General features: G+C 61.6%; 17 protein-coding genes. 6 read left to right on the top strand and 11 right to left on the bottom strand.

Features of this window, described 5'->3' with window-relative positions:
* Positions 1-33 precede the first annotated feature (33 nt).
* The 7 genes from hflX to HBO24_RS15910 form a co-directional block, all read right to left on the bottom strand.
* On the bottom strand, positions 34-1,335 hold the full coding sequence (hflX, locus tag HBO24_RS15940; RefSeq protein ID WP_029299582.1) for a ribosome rescue GTPase HflX: 1,302 nt from the start codon (positions 1,333-1,335) through the stop codon (positions 34-36).
* Positions 1,336-1,347: 12 nt separating this feature from the next.
* Positions 1,348-1,608 (bottom strand): RNA chaperone Hfq, encoded by a 261-nt coding sequence (gene hfq / locus HBO24_RS15935; protein ID WP_010221594.1) that lies wholly within the window; start codon positions 1,606-1,608, stop codon positions 1,348-1,350.
* Between the two features lie 95 nt (positions 1,609-1,703).
* On the bottom strand, positions 1,704-2,675 hold the full coding sequence (gene miaA / locus HBO24_RS15930) for a tRNA (adenosine(37)-N6)-dimethylallyltransferase MiaA (RefSeq protein ID WP_057958151.1): 972 nt from the start codon (positions 2,673-2,675) through the stop codon (positions 1,704-1,706).
* On the bottom strand, positions 2,675-4,573 hold the full coding sequence (gene mutL / locus HBO24_RS15925; RefSeq protein WP_162947781.1) for a DNA mismatch repair endonuclease MutL: 1,899 nt from the start codon (positions 4,571-4,573) through the stop codon (positions 2,675-2,677). Before mutL ends, miaA begins: the two co-directional genes overlap by 1 nt.
* Before the next feature lie 14 nt (positions 4,574-4,587).
* Complete coding sequence (locus HBO24_RS15920; protein ID WP_115129351.1) at positions 4,588-6,009, bottom strand: N-acetylmuramoyl-L-alanine amidase; 1,422 nt, start codon at positions 6,007-6,009, stop codon at positions 4,588-4,590.
* Positions 6,010-6,026: 17 nt separating this feature from the next.
* Complete coding sequence (gene tsaE, locus HBO24_RS15915) at positions 6,027-6,494, bottom strand: tRNA (adenosine(37)-N6)-threonylcarbamoyltransferase complex ATPase subunit type 1 TsaE (RefSeq protein ID WP_057437400.1); 468 nt, start codon at positions 6,492-6,494, stop codon at positions 6,027-6,029.
* Positions 6,482-7,342, bottom strand: a complete 861-nt coding sequence (locus HBO24_RS15910; protein ID WP_057437392.1) for an NAD(P)H-hydrate dehydratase — start codon at positions 7,340-7,342, stop codon at positions 6,482-6,484. The genes tsaE and HBO24_RS15910 overlap by 13 nt, the downstream gene beginning before the upstream one ends.
* Positions 7,343-7,405: 63 nt before the next feature.
* Here HBO24_RS15910 and queG point away from each other — a divergent pair, with 63 nt between their 5' ends.
* Positions 7,406-8,485 (top strand): tRNA epoxyqueuosine(34) reductase QueG, encoded by a 1,080-nt coding sequence (gene queG, locus HBO24_RS15905; protein WP_170059984.1) that lies wholly within the window; start codon positions 7,406-7,408, stop codon positions 8,483-8,485.
* On the opposite strand, the gene HBO24_RS15900 is transcribed toward queG, so the two are convergent.
* A complete protein-coding gene (locus tag HBO24_RS15900; protein ID WP_169851492.1) occupies positions 8,467-9,081 on the bottom strand; it encodes a trimeric intracellular cation channel family protein in 615 nt (204 codons plus the stop codon). The genes queG and HBO24_RS15900 overlap by 19 nt on opposite strands.
* A 197-nt stretch (positions 9,082-9,278) precedes the next feature.
* Positions 9,279-9,821 carry an oligoribonuclease gene (gene orn / locus HBO24_RS15895; RefSeq protein WP_003188046.1) on the bottom strand — a complete coding sequence of 181 codons (543 nt, stop codon included), beginning with the start codon at positions 9,819-9,821 and terminating at the stop codon, positions 9,279-9,281.
* Positions 9,822-9,927: 106 nt separating this feature from the next.
* Here orn and rsgA point away from each other — a divergent pair, with 106 nt between their 5' ends.
* Positions 9,928-10,959 carry a small ribosomal subunit biogenesis GTPase RsgA gene (gene rsgA / locus HBO24_RS15890; RefSeq protein WP_057437388.1) on the top strand — a complete coding sequence of 344 codons (1,032 nt, stop codon included), beginning with the start codon at positions 9,928-9,930 and terminating at the stop codon, positions 10,957-10,959.
* A 283-nt stretch (positions 10,960-11,242) separates the two neighbouring features.
* On the top strand, positions 11,243-11,638 hold the full coding sequence (locus HBO24_RS15885) for a type II toxin-antitoxin system PemK/MazF family toxin (RefSeq protein WP_170059983.1): 396 nt from the start codon (positions 11,243-11,245) through the stop codon (positions 11,636-11,638).
* Positions 11,639-11,691: 53 nt separating this feature from the next.
* Here the strand turns inward: HBO24_RS15885 and motB are convergent, their stop codons facing one another.
* The gene (motB, locus tag HBO24_RS15880) at positions 11,692-12,714 is read right to left on the bottom strand and encodes a flagellar motor protein MotB (RefSeq protein ID WP_170059982.1); all 1,023 of its coding nucleotides are present in this window, start codon (positions 12,712-12,714) and stop codon (positions 11,692-11,694) included.
* 3 nt (positions 12,715-12,717) lie between these two features.
* On the bottom strand, positions 12,718-13,569 hold the full coding sequence (motA, locus tag HBO24_RS15875) for a flagellar motor stator protein MotA (protein WP_057437383.1): 852 nt from the start codon (positions 13,567-13,569) through the stop codon (positions 12,718-12,720).
* A 166-nt stretch (positions 13,570-13,735) separates the two neighbouring features.
* Here motA and HBO24_RS15870 point away from each other — a divergent pair, with 166 nt between their 5' ends.
* Genes HBO24_RS15870 through asd form a run of 3 tightly spaced genes read left to right on the top strand, consistent with a single transcriptional unit; the run spans position 13,736 to position 17,021 of the window.
* On the top strand, positions 13,736-15,271 hold the full coding sequence (locus HBO24_RS15870) for an HDOD domain-containing protein (protein WP_170059981.1): 1,536 nt from the start codon (positions 13,736-13,738) through the stop codon (positions 15,269-15,271).
* A gap of 57 nt (positions 15,272-15,328) precedes the next feature.
* A complete protein-coding gene (gene rhdA / locus HBO24_RS15865) occupies positions 15,329-16,144 on the top strand; it encodes a thiosulfate sulfurtransferase (RefSeq protein ID WP_170044473.1) in 816 nt (271 codons plus the stop codon).
* A 16-nt stretch (positions 16,145-16,160) separates the two neighbouring features.
* The gene (gene asd / locus HBO24_RS15860) at positions 16,161-17,021 is read left to right on the top strand and encodes an archaetidylserine decarboxylase (protein WP_057437374.1); all 861 of its coding nucleotides are present in this window, start codon (positions 16,161-16,163) and stop codon (positions 17,019-17,021) included.
* Positions 17,022-17,061: the final 40 nt, after the last annotated feature.

Below are 17,061 nucleotides of genomic sequence, written 5' to 3'. Positions count from 1 at the left end.
CTGCCACAGCGGCACAACCGCTTTCTCAGGCTTTTATTGCAAAGTGTGTTGTTCGAGGAACTCCGTCGGTACAACGCCCTCACGACTCACCAGCCGATTGAGCTCCGAACGAGGCAAACGAACAGCCAGCAGGCTGACACCCTCTTCGTCGTGTTCTTCTTTCTGTACGGCACCCAGCTCAAAGAACTGAGCACGCAGTCGAGCAAAACGCTGAGGCAAGCGCAAGGTGCCGACGAACAAATCGCCACCGAGCAACTCGGCAATCGCCTGCTCAAGCAATTCCAGACCGCTACCGTCCCGCGCCGACAGCCAGACCCGCTGGGGCCTGCCGTTTTCGTCGCGCTGGATTTGCGGCTCCACACCTTCAAGCAAATCGAGTTTGTTATAGACCTCGAGGATCGGCAAGTCCTGGGCGCCAATCTCACCCAGTACTACCATGACCTGCTCGATCTGCAACATCCGGTCAGGCTCGGCCGCATCAATGACGTGCAGCAGCAGGTCGGAGTTGCTCGACTCTTCGAGCGTAGACCGGAATGCCTCGACCAGCTTGTGCGGCAAGTGGCGGATGAAGCCCACAGTGTCGGCCAGCACAATCGGCCCCAGGTCGTCGAGTTCCAGACGGCGCAAGGTCGGGTCAAGGGTGGCGAACAGCTGGTCTGCCGCGTACACGTCCGATTTGGTCACGTTGTTGAACAGCGTGGATTTACCGGCGTTGGTGTAGCCCACCAGGGACACGGTAGGGATATCCGCACGAGTACGGCCGCGTCGCGATTGCTCGCGCTGGCTGCGCACCTTCTCCAGCCGGCCCTTGATCTGGCGCAGGCGCACCCGCAGCAGACGCCGGTCGGTTTCGAGCTGGGTTTCACCCGGCCCACGCATGCCGATACCGCCACCCTGACGCTCAAGGTGCGTCCAGCCGCGAACCAGGCGGGTGCTCATGTGGTCAAGCTGGGCCAGTTCGACCTGGAGCTTGCCTTCATGGGTACGGGCGCGTTGGGCGAAGATATCGAGAATCAGACCGGTACGGTCAATCACGCGACACTCGAAAACACGTTCGAGGTTACGTTCCTGACTGGGCGTGAGGATGTGATTGAAGATAACCAGATCGGCTTCTTCGGCATGGACCAGGTCGCGCAGTTCCTCGACCTTGCCGCTGCCAATCAGAAATTTGGCGGTTGGCCGATGACGCGGCACGTTAAAAAACGCGACGGTCTCGGCGCCGGCCGAATTTGCCAGCTCCTGAAACTCCTGCGGATCTTCGCGCGCCTCAGGGTCCTGTCCATCCAAGTGAACGAGGATTACTCGCTCACCACCACCGTGGCGCTCAAAGAACAAAGGAGACTCCTATCAGGCGTTACCTGGCTCAGCGTCACCCTGTTCGGATTCGGTTGCGCTAGGCAGACGAATTGGACGAACCGGCACTACTGTCGAGATAGCGTGTTTGTAGACCATCTGGCTGACGGTGTTTTTCAGCAGGATCACGAACTGGTCGAAAGACTCGATCGTACCTTGCAGCTTGATGCCGTTGACCAGATAGATGGAAACCCCAACTTTCTCTTTACGTAAAGTATTCAAGTAAGGGTCTTGTAGCGAATGCCCTTTTGACATGTGCCGCACTCCTTTAAGGATCAATAATAAAAAATCGGAAAAATAGATAGCTTGTGACCGTCACCCCCCCAAGGATAGACGGCAATTGCAAGGACTCAGCTCAATATGGAGACCGTTCCCAAGTATTTCAAGGCGCGTGACAGATTGTCGCAATCCAGACTGTCCAGCCAATGCAGGTCAGTCCAGCTGCGCAGCCAAGTGAACTGGCGTTTTGCCAATTGGCGCGTGGCAATAATGCCGCGCTCCTGCATTTCGGCTGACGTCAGCTTGCCATCCAGATGATCCCAGACTTGGCGGTAGCCTACAGCACGTATCGAAGGCAATCCCGGATGCAGATCACCTCTTGAACGCAGTGCTACGACCTCCTCCACGAACCCCTGTTCCAACATAATTGTGAATCTTTGTGCAATTCGTTCATGCAGCACCTGCCGATTCGCCGGAGCGATAGCCAGATTGGCGACAGTATAGGGCAATTGTCCCGGTCCAGAGGTGCCTGCGTCAGTACTTTGCGCAGATTGTCTGAGGCGATGGGCCGTCATTGTCTGGCCACTCACGCGCCAGACTTCCAGAGCCCGGCTCAAGCGCTGGGGGTCGTTGGGGTGAATGCGCGCGGCAGATACCGGGTCAATCGCCGCCAATTGCTCGTGCAGGGCCTGCCAACCAAGGCGCGCAGCCTCTTCTTCGATTTCAGCGCGCACCTGCGGATCGGCGGGCGGCATGTCGGCCAAGCCTTCCTGCAGCGCCTTGTAATAGAGCATCGTGCCGCCCACCAGCAGCGGGATATTGCCCCGCGCGGTGATTTCAGCCATGGCCGCCAGGGCATCGGTACGAAAATCCGCCGCCGAGTAGCTTTGCGACGGATCAATAATGTCGATCAGTCGATGGGGATGGGCGGCCAACAGCTCCTTGGACGGCTTGGCGGTACCAATGTCCATGTCCCGGTATACCAGGGCTGAATCGACACTGATCAGCTCACAGGGCAAAACCTTGGTCAGCTCGATCGCAAGGTCTGTCTTGCCGGCGGCCGTCGGGCCCATCAGGAAGATGGCGGGAGGTAGAGAGCTCATCAGCGGCCGCGCAGGAATAGTTTGTCCAGATCATCCAGGCCCATTTGGGTCCAGGTCGGTCGGCCATGGTTGCACTGGCCACTGCGCTCGGTGTTTTCCATGTCCCGCAGCAGGCCGTTCATTTCCGGCAGGGCCAGGCGCCGGTTGGCGCGGATCGCGCCGTGGCAGGCCATGGTGCCGAGCAGTTCGTTGATATGCGCCTGGATCCGGTCACTGGTGCCGTATTCCATCAGGTCCGCCAGCACGTCGGCCACCAGCCGATTGGCCTCGGCCTGCTTGAGCAAGGCGGGAATCTGCCGGATGGCCAGGGTTTCCGGGCCCAGGCGCTGCAACTCAAAACCCAGTTTCTGGAACACCGCGTGGTGCTCCTCGGCGCAATCGGCTTCCCGCTGGCTCACCGCCAGGGACTCCGGCACCAGCAATGGCTGGCCGCTCAGGCCTTCACTGGCCATGGCGATCTTCAGGCGCTCGTACATGATCCGTTCGTGGGCCGCGTGCATGTCCACCAGCACCAGGCCGTGGGCGTTTTCCGCGAGGATATAGATGCCCTTGAGCTGGGCCAGGGCATAACCCAGGGGCGGGATATCACCGCCGCCTTCCGGCAGGGCCACTGCGCCCGGCTCGGCACCGGGCAGCGGCGCGAAGAATTCGCGATAGGCCGCCTGGGCCTCGGCCACCGGCACCGCCGATTGCGGACGCGGGGTGTATTGATACTGATAGCCCGCCCCCGCGCCGGAACCCGGCGCCGGGTAACTTGGCTGGGCTTGCGGCGATTGCAGCAGGTTGGCCGCCAGGCTCATTTCGCCCTGGGGCCCGAATTCACCGGCCTCCGGCCCTGTCGGGCGGACGACGGCGGTGACAATCGGCGCCGCCAGTTGATCGTCCGGGCGCACATCGCCCAAGGCGCGGTGCAAGGTGCCATAGAGGAAGTCATGGACCATGCGCCCGTCACGGAAGCGCACCTCGTGCTTGGTCGGGTGCACGTTGACGTCGACCACCGCGGGATCCACTTCAAAAAACAGTACAAAGGTTGGGTGCCGGCCATTGAACAGCACGTCGCGATAGGCCTGGCGCACCGCATGGGCCACCAGCTTGTCGCGCACGGCACGGCCATTCACAAAGAAATACTGCAAGTCTGCCTGGCTGCGGGAGAACGTCGGCAGGCCGACCCAACCCCACAAATGCAGGCCGTTACGCTCGATCTCAATCGGCAGCGCCTGTTCCAGGAAGCCTGCGCCGCAGATTGCCGACACGCGTCGGGCGCGGGCGGCATCGTCATTGGCCTCGTGCAGGCTGAGGATGGTCTTGCCGTTGTGGCGCAGGTGGAAGGCCACATCAAAACGCGCCAGGGCCAGGCGCTTGATGACTTCTTGCAGGTGATCGAATTCGGTTTTTTCGGCCTTGAGGAATTTACGCCGCGCCGGGGTATTGAAGAACAGGTCGCGCACTTCCACCGAGGTGCCCACTGGATGGGCTGCCGGCTGGACCCGAGGGGCCATGTCGCGGCCTTCGGTTTCTACCTGCCAGGCCTGTTCGGCGCCACGGGTGCGGGAAGTCAGGGTCAGGCGCGCCACGGAGCTGATTGACGCCAGCGCCTCACCACGAAAGCCCAGGCTCATCACCCGCTCAAGGTCTTCCAGGTCACGGATTTTGCTGGTGGCATGGCGTGCCAGTGCCAGCGGCAGGTCGTCCGAGGAAATCCCGCTACCGTCGTCGCGTACCCGCAGCAGCTTGACGCCGCCCTGCTCGACATCCACGTCGATGCGCTTGGCGCCGGAGTCGAGGCTGTTTTCCAGCAGTTCCTTGATCACCGAGGCCGGGCGCTCAACCACCTCGCCCGCAGCGATCTGGTTGGCCAGCCGCGGGCTGAGCAGTTCGATGCGCGAAGCGCTGTTCAATACCGATTCGCTCATTACTGTGCTGCCAATTCAGTGCCGGGGATGGTCAACACCTGGCCGACTTTCAGTTCATCGGTTTTCAGGTTGTTGGCGCTGCGCAAGGTGGCGGCCGAGACCTGGAAACGCACGGCCAGCATGGCCACGGTGTCGCCGGGCTGCACCCGATGGTCACGCGGGCCCTGGGCGATTTTCCCGGAGTCCCGCAGCCAGGCGATATAGGTGCCGGGCGGCGGGTTCTGCTGGAAGAACTGACGCACGCCGGAACTGATGGAGCGCGCCAGCGCCTGCTGGTGGCTGGCGCTGGCCAGCTTGTTGGCTTCGTTGGCGTTGGAGATAAAGCCGGTTTCGACCAGGATCGACGGGATATCCGGCGACTTGAGCACCATAAACCCGGCCTGCTCCACCCGCTGCTTGTGCAACGGGGTGACCCGGCCCATGTTGGTCAGGACTTTCTGCCCGACGTTCAGGCTGGAGGTCAGCGAGGCAGTCATCGACAGATCCAGCAATACACCCGCGAGCATGCGGTCCTTGTCATCCAGGGACACGTTGCCGGCACCGCCGATCAAGTCGGAACGGTTTTCGCTGTCGGCCAGCCAGCGTGCGGTCTCGGATGTGGCGCCACGATCCGACAGGGCAAACACCGAGGCGCCAAAGGCGGCCTTCGACGGGGCGGCGTCGGCGTGGATCGACACGAACAGGTCGGCGCCCTTCTTGCGGGCGATTTCGGTACGCCCGCGCAGCGGGATGAAGTAGTCGCCGGTACGGGTCAATTCGGCGCGGTAGCCTTTCATCCCGTTGATCTGGCGCTGCAATTCGCGAGCGATGGCCAGGACCACGTCTTTTTCGTGCTGGCCACGGGAGCCCGAGGCGCCCGGGTCTTCACCGCCGTGGCCGGCGTCGATCACCACGATGACGTCACGTTTGCCGGCCGGGGCTGGCGGCAGCGGTGGCAACTTGACCTGGGGCTGCGCGGGGCTGACCGGCACGGCTGGCGTGGTGGCGACCGAAGGCGCAGGTGCCGGGGCTGGCGCCGCATCGGCAGGGTTATCGAACAGATCGACCACCAGGCGGTTGCCATACTGGGCGTTCGGCGCGAGGGAAAAACTCTTCGGCGTCACGACCTTTTTCAGGTCGATGACCACCCGCAGGTCGGTCGGCGTGCGCTGGGCCGAGCGCATCGCGGTAATCGGCGTGTTCGCAGTGGAGACCTTCAGGGGCGCGGCCAGGGTCGCACCATTGATGTCAATCACCAGGCGATCAGGCGCCGTCAGGGTAAAGACACTGTGCTGGACCGGGCCAGACAGGTCGAACACCAGTCGCGTGTTATCCGGAGCTCGCCACAGGCGCACACTTTTCACCTGTGAAGCAGCCAGAGCATTGACAGTCATTGCCGCAAGCAACACCCCCACGACAGCAACCAACGCGCGAAAGCGCATACCTAACCCACCCATTATTAGAATTTCAAAGCCAAAGCGGCACACCAGGACTCACTGCGCGCGCTCTGGGACAACAATTTCAACTGACGCCCATGGTTATGCGCAGTAATGGTAATGGTCAGGTCGGGCTTTGGCAAAAAGCCTGTGCCCTTGTCCGGCCACTCGATCAGGCACAAGGCGTCGCCATCGAAGTAATCGCGGATGCCCATGTACTCCAATTCCTCGGGATCCACCAGGCGATACAGGTCGAAATGGAACGCCCGCACCTCACCGATCTCGTAAGGTTCTACCAGGGTGAACGTCGGACTTTTCACTGCCCCGCTATGCCCAAGCCCGCGAATGATGCCGCGCGACAGCGTGGTTTTGCCGGCGCCCAGATCACCTTGCAGAAAAATCAGGCCCACACCCCCGGTGATCTCGGCAATGCTCTTGCCGAGAGCCACCATGGCCTCTTCATCCGCTATAAACAGCGTTACTTCAGACACGGTGACTGCTCCTCCAACAACTGACGAATGGCGGGAATCAGGTCACTGGCCACCAGGCCGCGACCCAAGGTGCCCTGACGATCGCCGGCCGTGGCGTGCAACCACACTGCCAGGCTGGCGGCCTCGAACGCCGGCATGCCTTGGGCCAGCAGCGCGCCGGTCAAGCCGGCGAGCACATCCCCCAGGCCCGCCGATGCCATGGCCGGATGCCCCTGATCACAGCGCGCCACCCGCCCATCCGGGCTGGCGATCAGGCTGCCCGCGCCCTTGAGCACCGTGACTGCATTGAATTTCTGGCTCAGCGCGCGCGCCACCTTAAGCCGGTCGGCCTGAACCTCGGCTGTCGAGATCCCCATCAGCCGCGCCGCCTCCCCTGGGTGCGGAGTGATCACGCAATCGGCCGGCAAGGTTACATGGCCTGCGGCCAGCAGGTTCAGCGCATCGGCATCCCAGACCTGGGGTTGCCGGGCATTGGCGGCCACCGACAGTAGGCTTTTGCCCCACGCCATGTCGCCCAGACCAGGGCCGACAACCATCACCGAGACTTTTTCCAGCAAGCCCATCAACTGATTGGCCGAATGCACGCCGCGCACCATGACTTCCGGCAAGCGGGTCAAAGCGGCGGGGACATGTTCACTGCGGGTCGCCAGGGACACCAGGCCAGCACCGCTGCGCAAGGCGCTTTCGGCACTCAGCAGCGCGGCGCCGCCAAAGCCATGGTCGCCACCAATCACCAGGACGTGACCAAACTGCCCCTTGTGGGCCTCTGGGGAACGCGCAGCCAGTTGCGGCAATTGGCCGGGCAACAGGGGCTGCACGTCGGTTATTTCGTGTTTTGTCTGCGGCATGCGTCTTCAAGCTCCGATGTCTGGCAGAATTATACCCATCTAACCTGCGGTTTCTCTCGTCTCATGCCTGCTATTACCACCGATCTGCCCGCCCTCGCCCAATCGATCAAAGACTGGGGTCGCGAGCTGGGCTTTCAACAAGTCGGCATCAGCGGCCTGGACCTGGCTGAGCATGAACAGCACCTGCAGCGCTGGCTCGACGCGGGCTACCACGGCGAGATGGACTACATGGGCGCCCATGGCAGCAAACGCTCGCACCCGGACGAGTTGGTACCCGGCACCTTGCGCGTGGTGTCCCTGCGCATGGATTACCTACCCGGCGATACGCAAATGGCGCAACTGCTGGCCCAACCCGAAAAAGCCTATATCTCCCGCTACGCCCTGGGCCGCGACTACCACAAGCTGATCCGCAAGCGCGTGCAGCAACTGGCCGACCGCATCCAGGCACAGATCGGACCGTTTGGTTTTCGCGCCTTCGTCGACAGCGCCCCAGTGCTGGAAAAAGCCATCGCCGAACAAGCCGGCCTGGGCTGGATCGGCAAAAACACCCTGGTCCTCAACCGCAAGGCCGGTAGCTACTTCTTCCTCAGCGAACTGTTCGTCGACCTGCCGCTGCCCGTCGACCCGCCCCACAGCAGCGAACACTGCGGCCGCTGCACCGCCTGCCTGGACATCTGCCCCACCAATGCCTTCGTCGGGCCCTATGTGCTGGACGCCCGGCGCTGCATTTCCTACTTGACCATCGAGCTCAAGAGCGCAATCCCCGAGGATCTGCGGCCACTGATTGGCAACCGCGTGTTCGGCTGCGATGACTGTCAGATCGTTTGCCCGTGGAATCGTTTCGCCCGACCTTCAGGAGAAAGCGATTTCAAGCCGCGCCACAACCTGGATAACGCCGAACTGGCCGAGTTATTTATGTGGGATGAGGATAAATTCCTCAGCAGCACCGAAGGCTCGCCGCTACGCCGCGCCGGTTATGAGCGTTGGCTGCGCAACCTGGCCGTGGGCCTGGGCAACGCGCCTTCCAGCATTCCGGTGCTGGAAGCCTTGAAGGCGCGCCGGGACTACCCCTCCGAACTGGTCCGCGAACATGTCGAATGGGCGCTGAACCAGCACGCGACGCGTCAATGTTCGTCGTTGTAGACGAACTTGGGCATTTCCCAGTGAAAGCGGATGGCCAGCAGTCGCAGTAGAAAACCGCTGAACAGGGTGAGCAGAATCGCTTGCTCGCTGGGCAGTTCGAGGTAGATGCACAGCATGTAGCACCAGGCGGCGAGGAACGACACGCTGGCATACAACTCGCGGCGGAAGATCAACGGAATATCGTTACAGAAAATATCCCGCAGGATCCCGCCGAAGACTCCGGTGATTACCCCGCTGACCGAGGCCACCAGCATGCCGTGCCCCATTTCCAGGGCCGTCATGCAGCCGATCAGGGTGAAAGCCACCAGGCCTACGGCGTCCAGCGCCAAAAACAGTGAGCGCAAGTGGCGCATCAGCGGGGCGATAAAGATCGTCACCAATGCCGCTACCGAGGTCAGCACCAGGTATTCCGGGTGTTTGACCCAGGTCAGCGGGTAATGGCCGAGCAACACATCGCGCACCGAACCGCCACCCAGCGCCGTCACGCAGGCGATCAACACCACGCCAAACCAGTCCATGCCACGACGGCCGGCGGACAAGGCGCCGGTCATGGCTTCGGCGGTGATGGCAATGAGGTAGAGCATCAGCAGCATGATGGCGATCCTTGCAAAGAGGCGCGCAGTCTAATCATTTGGCGAAGGCACCAAAAGGGGGCGCTCGGCGAAAGACCGAGCATGCCCACACTTGGAATGCGATCAAATGTGTGGCTTGAGGGCACAGAACTTTGCACACACCCCACAGCAACTGTGGGAGCGGGCTTGCCCGCGATGGCGCCAGCCCTGGCGCCACGAATTCAAGCCTTGATGAAATGCTTGCGGTAATGCTGCAACTCGGCAATCGACTCGCGGATATCATCCAGGGCCAGGTGGGTGCTGCCCTTATGGAAGCTGTCCTTGACCTCTGGCGCCCAACGCGCGGCCAGTTCTTTCAAGGTCGACACATCGAGGTTGCGGTAGTGGAAGTAGCTTTCCAGCCCCTTCATATGGGTATAAAGGAAGCGGCGGTCCTGGCAGATGCTGTTGCCACAGATCGGCGACTTGCCCTTGGGCACCCACTTTTCCAGGAAGGCAATCGTCTGGGCCTCAGCCTCGGCCATGCTGATGCGGCTGTCGCGCACGCGCTGGGTAAGGCCCGAGTTACCGTGGGTGCGGGTGTTCCACTCGTCCATGGTGGCCAGCACCGCGTCGCTGTGGTGGATGGCGATCACCGGACCTTCGGCCAAGGTGTTGAGGTTGCTGTCGGTGACAATGGTCGCCATCTCGATGATGACGTCGGTGTCAGGGTTCAGACCGGTCATTTCCAGATCGATCCAAATCAGGTTCTGTGGGTTTTGCATGTCGTGGTTCCTTGGCACCTTGGCGTAGCTGCGCAGTTTAGCAGGCGGGGCGTGCTAGACTCGCGACCGTTTTATCCAACCTTTGCATTATCGACACGGAACACCAATGGCCAAACGCCAGCTCAACCGTCGCCAAAACTGGCGCATCGAAAAAATCCAGGGTGAACGCGCTGCCCGCGCCGCCAAACGTGAATCTTCCGCCGTGGAAGCGCTGGAGGGTGGCGACCTGGGCCCCGAACAAACGGGCCTGGTGATCGCGCACTTTGGGGTGCAGGTCGAAGTCGAGGCCCTGGAAGGCGAACTGGCCGGCGAAGTGTTCCGCTGCCACCTGCGCGCCAACCTGCCGGCCCTGGTAACCGGCGACAAAGTGGTGTGGCGTGCCGGCAACCAAGGCATCGGGGTGATCGTCGCGCAACTGCCGCGCAGCACCGAACTGCGCCGCCCGGACAGCCGTGGTCAACTCAAGCCGGTGGCGGCCAACGTCGACATGATTGTCATCGTCTTCGCCCCGCTGCCCGAGCCACACGCCAACCTGATCGACCGCTACCTGGTGGCGGCCGAGCACGCTGGCATCCGCCCGCTGTTGCTGCTGAACAAATTCGACCTGATCGACGACCAGAACGCCCCGGCGCTGAATGCGTTGCTTGCGGTGTATCGGCAGTTGGGCTACCCGGTGCTGGAAGTCTCGGCACACCATGGCAACGGCATGGAACAGCTGCAACAGCAGTTGGACGGGCGCATCAGCGTGTTCGTCGGCCAGTCGGGCGTGGGCAAGTCGTCGCTGGTCAACAGCCTGCTACCGGAAGTCGAGACCCGCGTCGGCCCGCTGTCGGAGCTGTCCGGCCAGGGTACGCACACCACCACCACCGCACGCCTGTTCCACTTCCCGGGCGGTGGCGAGCTGATCGACTCCCCCGGCATCCGTGAATTCGGCCTGGGCCACGTCAGCCGCGCAGATGTAGAAGCGGGTTTCATCGAGTTCAACGACTTGATCGGCACGTGCCGCTTCCGCGACTGCAAGCACGACCGCGAGCCGGGTTGTGCGTTGCTCAAGGCCCTGGAAGACGGGCGCGTGCAACAACAACGCATGAACAGCTATCGCTCGATCATCGCGAGTTTGCCGGAAAGCAGTTACTGAGTGGCCATGCCTCGATACACTTTAAGTGCAGCCTGCAACCCCCTACTCCATTGATTTAATAGGGGCCGGCATCAAGAATTCAGGACAACTGGGTGGCTCGTTGACACAAGCCAGCTTGAATTCGGAATTCCTGATGCCCATAATCACTCCGTTACCGGCGAAAGTCGGCAGGAGTCTGGATCCTTCCCGGAGTTGATCCAGCGGCGCAGAAGGGGCGAAGCAAGCTCCACTGCGTGTCGAATGAAGCCGCCTTCGGGCGGCTTTGCTTTTGCGGGACATTCGATTGACTCTCTACTATCACCCCAAACAAGGCGATGTTCTTCTCTGCGATTTCACACGAGGCTTTGTCGCCCCTGAAATGCTGAAGATCCGTAAAGTCGTGATGATATCCCCTACCTCCAGCCACAATCGCAGGCTGTGCACTGTAGTCCCGATCTCCTCTACTGCCCCCGAAGTCCAGCATGCCTGGCACCACCTGCTACACATCAACCCACTTCAGTCCGATGGCTACAAAGAGCTGTGGGTGAAGTGCGACATGATCTATACCGTGAGTTTCGAGCGCCTCGACAAGCTCCATAGAAAGACCCGCTCCAAAGGTCGGGAGTACTTCGTACCGCGGCTGAATACCGATGATATGCAAGGCGTGATCAGTGGCGTCAAAGCCTACCTCCCACTTTGAGCACAAGTAAAAACGCCCCGACTGATCGGGGCGCTTTCATTTAGACGGTACGCCTACGAGCCTGGCGCAGGCACCGTAGGAGCCTTCACCCCACCCTCGTCAAACAGATTCAGCTTCTGCCGCAACTCATGGGCCGGCAACGGCTGCTGCTCGGGTGGCAGGGCATTCGGGTCTACCGGCACTTCACCCGGTGCGCCCTCGCCCTGGGTCGGTACCGGCGCAGGGGCACCCTGCTCGCCTTCGATGGCACGCTGAGCCTTTTTGGTCAGCACCACAATATCAATGCGCCGGTTGATCGGGTTGAACGGGTCCTGGACATCAAACAGTTGGGATGAAGCAAAGCCTACGACGCGCGCCACCTGGGTATCCGGATAACTGCCGGCCACCAGGACGCGGCGGGCGGCGTTGGCACGGTTGGCCGACAACTCCCAGTTACCGAAATCGCCCAGGCCCGAATACGGCTTGGCATCGGTGTGGCCGCTGACGCTGATCTTGTTCGGCACCGCCTTGATGGTGTCGGCCATGGCCAGCAGGATGTCTTCGAAGTAAGGCTTCAGGCGTGCACTGCCAGAGTCGAACATCGGTCGATTGGCCGCATCCATGATCTGGATACGCAGGCCGTCCTGGGTGATATCGAAGTGGATCTGATCCTTGAATTTTTGCAGTTGCGGGTTTTCATCGACCTTGTTCTGCAACTCTTGCAGTAACAACTCCAGGCGTTCCTGCTCGACCTGTTCGGCCATGCTCTCGACGGTCTGGCGTTCGATCGGGATATTTTCCTGGGGCGCTTCGGTTTGCACCTCCGGGTTGATGGTGCGCTCAGGGGCCAATTCGGGCGAGCCGCCCAAGTCGATCACAAACGGCGTGCCGCTCTCGGAAAACCCAATGGGGTCCTTGAAGTAACCGGCGATGGCGATCTTCTGTTCCGGCGTCGCGGTGGACATCAGCCACAACACCAAAAAGAACGCCATCATCGCCGTCGCAAAGTCAGCGAAGGCAATTTTCCAGGCACCACCGTGGTGCCCGGCAGCGAAGCGCTTGACGCGCTTGATGATAATCGGCTGGTTGTTTTCCATGGCTTAGCGACCGCGAACTGCTTGTTCCAGCTCGGCAAAGCTTGGACGGTGCTTCGGATACAGCACCTTGCGCCCGAACTCCACCGCCAGGGATGGCGGCATGCCGGAAGCCGAAGCCACCAGGGACGCCTTGATCGCTTCGTAGATATTCAGCTCTTCCTTGGCGTCGTGGGCCAGGGAGGTGGCCAGCGGGCCAAAGAAGCCATAGGCCGCGAGAATACCGAAGAAGGTCCCCACCAGCGCCGCGCCGACGTGCATACCGATGGCCGCCTGGTCGCCTTCGCCCAGGGACGCCATGGTCACCACGATCCCCAGTACTGCCGCGACAATACCGAAACCGGGCATGCCGTCGGCGATACCGGTCACGGCGTGGGATGGGTGCTCGAGTTCTTCCTTGAGGCTGAACAGCTCCATGTCGAACAGGCCTTCCAGCTCGTGGGGGGCCATGTTGCCGGAGGACATGATGCGCAGGTAGTCGCAGACATAGGCGGTCATGCGGTCATCCTTGAGCACGGCAGGGTACTTGGCGAAGATCGGGCTCGCTGCGGCGTCCTCGATATCCGCCTCGATGGCCATCATGCCTTCGCGGCGGCTCTTGTTAAGGATCTCGTAGACCAGGCCCAGTACTTCCAGATAGAACGTGTGGGAAAAGCGCGAGCTGAACATGCCCAGCGACTTTTTGATCACGTGCATGGTCATGTAGCCAGGGTTGGCCTGCAGGAAAGCGCCAAACGCCGCACCACCGATGATCAGCACTTCGAAGGGCTGGATCAGCGCAGCAATTTTGCCGTGGGACAGAACGTATCCGCCGAGCACGCTTGCGATGACGACGATGATGCCGATAATTTTAGCCATAGGGGATGAGTACTTGCGCCGTCGGGTTCATGGACATATTCGGAAGATCTAAAAACTCTTCTTCTACTTATCGGCAAAACTGCGCCAGACTATAGCCCGTTAAGGCGAAAAGCCAGTTCGGCCCACTCCGGGCGTGTTGACCGCAAGTGATGATCGCGCCCCAATCATGGCAAACGAAACGACAGTCCCAACTACAAAACCCAACTCTCTGGCTGGCTGGATCAAGCGTCTGGACGAGGTTCTCCTGCCCGTCCCGCAGGCGAGCCACATTGCCGTGTGCAAGGCCATCGGCGACAGTCGCCGTTCGTTGCGAGATATTGCAGAGCTGATGCAAGACAGCCCGGCACTGGTCCTGAGCGTCATGCGTGAAGCCAACAACCAGGCCCACGGCAGCCTGGCAGAGCCCGCAGAAAACCTTGAAGTGGCGATCAACCGCCTCGGCCTCAAGCGCACCGAAGAACTGCTCGCGCGCCTGCCGTCGGTGCCGCTCAACGAAATCCCCGTGGCCCTGCGCCAATTGCAGCTGATCAGCCAGCATGCCTCGCAGCAAGCCAGCGGCCTGTTTGCCAGCCGCCTGGCGCGCCTGTGGCAGGATATTCATTGGGGCAGCCTGCTGTTTCTTTCACCGCTGTGGCCGATGGCCGTTGCCTACCCCAAGCTCCTGGAGGAATGGGAGCTGCGGGTGATCCACAAGGGTCAATCGGCACGCAAGGTCGAACAGGAATTGTTTGGCGTGCCCCTGCTGGCACTGTGCCTGGAGCTGACCGAGGCCTGGCGCCTGCCGATCTGGGTGTCCCAGGGCTACCAACTGCTGCTCAAGGAACAACGCTTACTGGTCAAGGCCCTGCACATCGCCCGCGATGAAGTGCCGTTGAGCCAGCAGCAAAAACTCGATGCCGACCCGGCGCTGCGGCGCTGGCTGAACCAGCCGGCCAATACCGTGCTGCTGGCCAATGGCATGGCACTGGCGGCCCAGGAATCCTGGGCCTGCCCCCATACCCAGCGCTGGCAGTACCTCACCGCGTTGTACCTGCAACAACCATTGGCCGACGTGCAGCAACAGGTGCACCAACAGGCGGTCATCAGCGCGCGCCATACCCTGACCGCCGGTCTCTGGCATCCGGCACTGGCGTTGATCTGGCCGTGGCATATGCAACGAGTGCATCGCGGCCTGCTGCCCGCACCGCCGCCGACCGCCGAAGCCCTGGCGGTGTGGCGCAAGCGTTGTACTGAGCTGCTGGTGGAGCCCAGCCGCTTCGCCAATGCGATGCACTTGACCACCTGCGCCAAGGAGGCCCTGGTTGCCAGTGGCATGCAGCGCGTGATGTTGCTGATGGCCGACAAGGCCTTGGCCACTTTGCGCGTGCATCAGGTCGATGGCCTGCCCAAGGACGCTGCCAACCTGAGCCTTGAGTCCGCACAAAGCACGCTGCTGCAACGCTTGCTGGAGAAGCCTGCGCAAGTGCGCCTCAACCCGGAAAATCACGCACAATTCGCGGTGCTGCTGCCTGCTTCATTGCGGCGCCTGTTCGTCGGCGAGCATTTGCTGCTGCGCTCCCTGAGCTGTAACGGCCGGGTGGTGATGCTGATGATTGCCGACCAGGGGGGCGGGCCGTTCTCCGAAACCACCGTGCAGGCCTTCGGCAAAACCGCCCAATGCATCGAGAAAGCCCTGCACTGCTTTACCAACCGCACCGCTTGATGCTTGCGTTACAATCGCCCTCTTTTATCACCCAACCTAGCGCCCGGGAGACCTCACATGCCTGACTTTTCTGGCTTGCCGCTGGTGATCGAACCCAGCGACCTGCTTAGTCGCCTCGCCGCCGAGCCGTTGATTCTGGTGGACCTCACCAGCGCCGCCCGTTATGCCCAGGGGCATATCCCCGGCGCGCACTTTGTCGATCCCAAGCGCACCCAGTTGGGCCAGCCACCGGCCCCAGGGCTGCTGCCGGCCAAGGCCGACCTGGAGAAACTGTTCGGCGAACTGGGCCACACCCCGGATGCCACCTACGTGGTGTATGACGACGAAGGCGGCGGCTGGGCCGGGCGGTTTATCTGGTTGCTCGACGTGATCGGCCACAAGAAATATCACTACCTTGATGGCGGCCTACTGGCATGGCTGGATGAACAGCACCCCGTGTCCACCGAGGTCACCGCAGCCGTCGGCGGCCCGGTCAGCCTGACCCTGCACGACGAGCCCACGGCCACCCGCGAATACCTGCAAAGCCGCCTCGGCGCTGCCGACCTGGGCATCTGGGATGCCCGTGGCCCGCTGGAATACAGCGGCGAAAAAGTCCTCGCGGCCAAGGGCGGGCATATTCCCGGCGCAGTCAACTTCGAATGGACGGCGGGCATGGACAAGGCACGCAACCTGCGGATCCGCCGCGACATGCCGCAGATCCTCGAAGGCCTGGGCCTGACCAAAGACAAAGAAATCATTACCCACTGCCAGACTCACCACCGTTCTGGCTTCACCTACCTGGTGGCCAAGGCGCTCGGTTATCCGCGAGTCAAAGGTTATGCCGGTTCCTGGGGCGAATGGGGCAACCACCCCGACACCCCCGTTGAGATTTAAGGTTTAAGGACAGTTCATGAAAAAGCGTTTGTTTATCCTCAGCCAGTACCTGCTGCCCCACCACCTGCTGTCGCGCCTGGCCGGCTGCATTGCCGAATGCCGTGTGCGCTGGTTTAAAAATGCCTTCACCACCTGGTTCGCCAAGCGCTACCAGGTGGATATGTCCCAGGCGCTGGTAGAAGACGTGACCGCTTACGAGCACTTCAACGCCTTCTTCACCCGTGCCCTGAAAGACGGCGCCCGCCCCCTGGACCCAACCCCAGGCGCGGTGCTGAGCCCGGCAGACGGCGCGGTCAGCCAGCTCGGCCCGATCGAGCACGGCCGCGTGTTCCAGGCCAAGGGCCACAGTTTCAGCGTGCTGGAACTGCTCGGTGGCGACGCCGCCGTTGCCGCACCGTTCATGGGCGGCGACTTTGCCACCATTTACCTGTCGCCGAAGGACTACCACCGCGTGCACATGCCACTGGCCGGCACCCTGCGGGAAATGGTCTACGTGCCTGGGCGGATTTTCTCGGTCAACCAGACCACGGCCGAAAACGTGCCGGAGTTGTTTGCGCGTAACGAGCGTGTGGTTTGCCTGTTCGACACCGAACGCGGCCCGATGGCCGTGGTATTGGTGGGCGCGATGATTGTCGCGTCGATTGAAACCGTATGGGCCGGCCTGGTAACGCCGCCCAAGCGCGAGCTGAAAACCGTGCGCTACGACGAAGCCGCCCGTGCGCCGATCCACCTGGAAAAAGGTGCGGAACTGGGGCGTTTCAAGCTGGGTTCGACCGCTATCGTGCTGTTTGGGCCGGATCAGGTGAAATGGGCTGAAGAACTGGTGGCGGGAACGCCGGTGCAGATGGGCCAGGGTATCGCGCTGCCAAAAGCCTGATCCGAATACAGCGAAAATCAAATGTGGGAGCGGGCTTGCT

The sequence above is a fragment of the Pseudomonas sp. WS 5410 genome, assembly GCF_012985645.1.
Taxonomy (GTDB): domain Bacteria; phylum Pseudomonadota; class Gammaproteobacteria; order Pseudomonadales; family Pseudomonadaceae; genus Aquipseudomonas; species Aquipseudomonas shahriarae.
Note: the sequence above shows the minus strand (reverse complement) of the source record. Positions and strands in the feature narration are given on the sequence as shown.

Excerpts from the sequence above, each read along its gene's own strand:
- hfq (WP_010221594.1), bottom strand. The coding sequence starts at position 1,608 with ATGTCAAAAGGGCATTCGCTACAAGACCCTTACTTGAATACTTTACGT.
- miaA (WP_057958151.1), bottom strand. The coding sequence starts at position 2,675 with ATGAGCTCTCTACCTCCCGCCATCTTCCTGATGGGCCCGACGGCCGCC.
- HBO24_RS15920 (WP_115129351.1), bottom strand. The coding sequence starts at position 6,009 with ATGCGCTTTCGCGCGTTGGTTGCTGTCGTGGGGGTGTTGCTTGCGGCA.
- HBO24_RS15910 (WP_057437392.1), bottom strand. The coding sequence starts at position 7,342 with ATGCCGCAGACAAAACACGAAATAACCGACGTGCAGCCCCTGTTGCCC.
- queG (WP_170059984.1), top strand. The coding sequence starts at position 7,406 with ATGCCTGCTATTACCACCGATCTGCCCGCCCTCGCCCAATCGATCAAA.
- orn (WP_003188046.1), bottom strand. The coding sequence starts at position 9,821 with ATGCAAAACCCACAGAACCTGATTTGGATCGATCTGGAAATGACCGGT.
- rsgA (WP_057437388.1), top strand. The coding sequence starts at position 9,928 with ATGGCCAAACGCCAGCTCAACCGTCGCCAAAACTGGCGCATCGAAAAA.
- motB (WP_170059982.1), bottom strand. The coding sequence starts at position 12,714 with ATGGAAAACAACCAGCCGATTATCATCAAGCGCGTCAAGCGCTTCGCT.
- motA (WP_057437383.1), bottom strand. The coding sequence starts at position 13,569 with ATGGCTAAAATTATCGGCATCATCGTCGTCATCGCAAGCGTGCTCGGC.
- HBO24_RS15870 (WP_170059981.1), top strand. The coding sequence starts at position 13,736 with ATGGCAAACGAAACGACAGTCCCAACTACAAAACCCAACTCTCTGGCT.
- rhdA (WP_170044473.1), top strand. The coding sequence starts at position 15,329 with ATGCCTGACTTTTCTGGCTTGCCGCTGGTGATCGAACCCAGCGACCTG.
- asd (WP_057437374.1), top strand. The coding sequence starts at position 16,161 with ATGAAAAAGCGTTTGTTTATCCTCAGCCAGTACCTGCTGCCCCACCAC.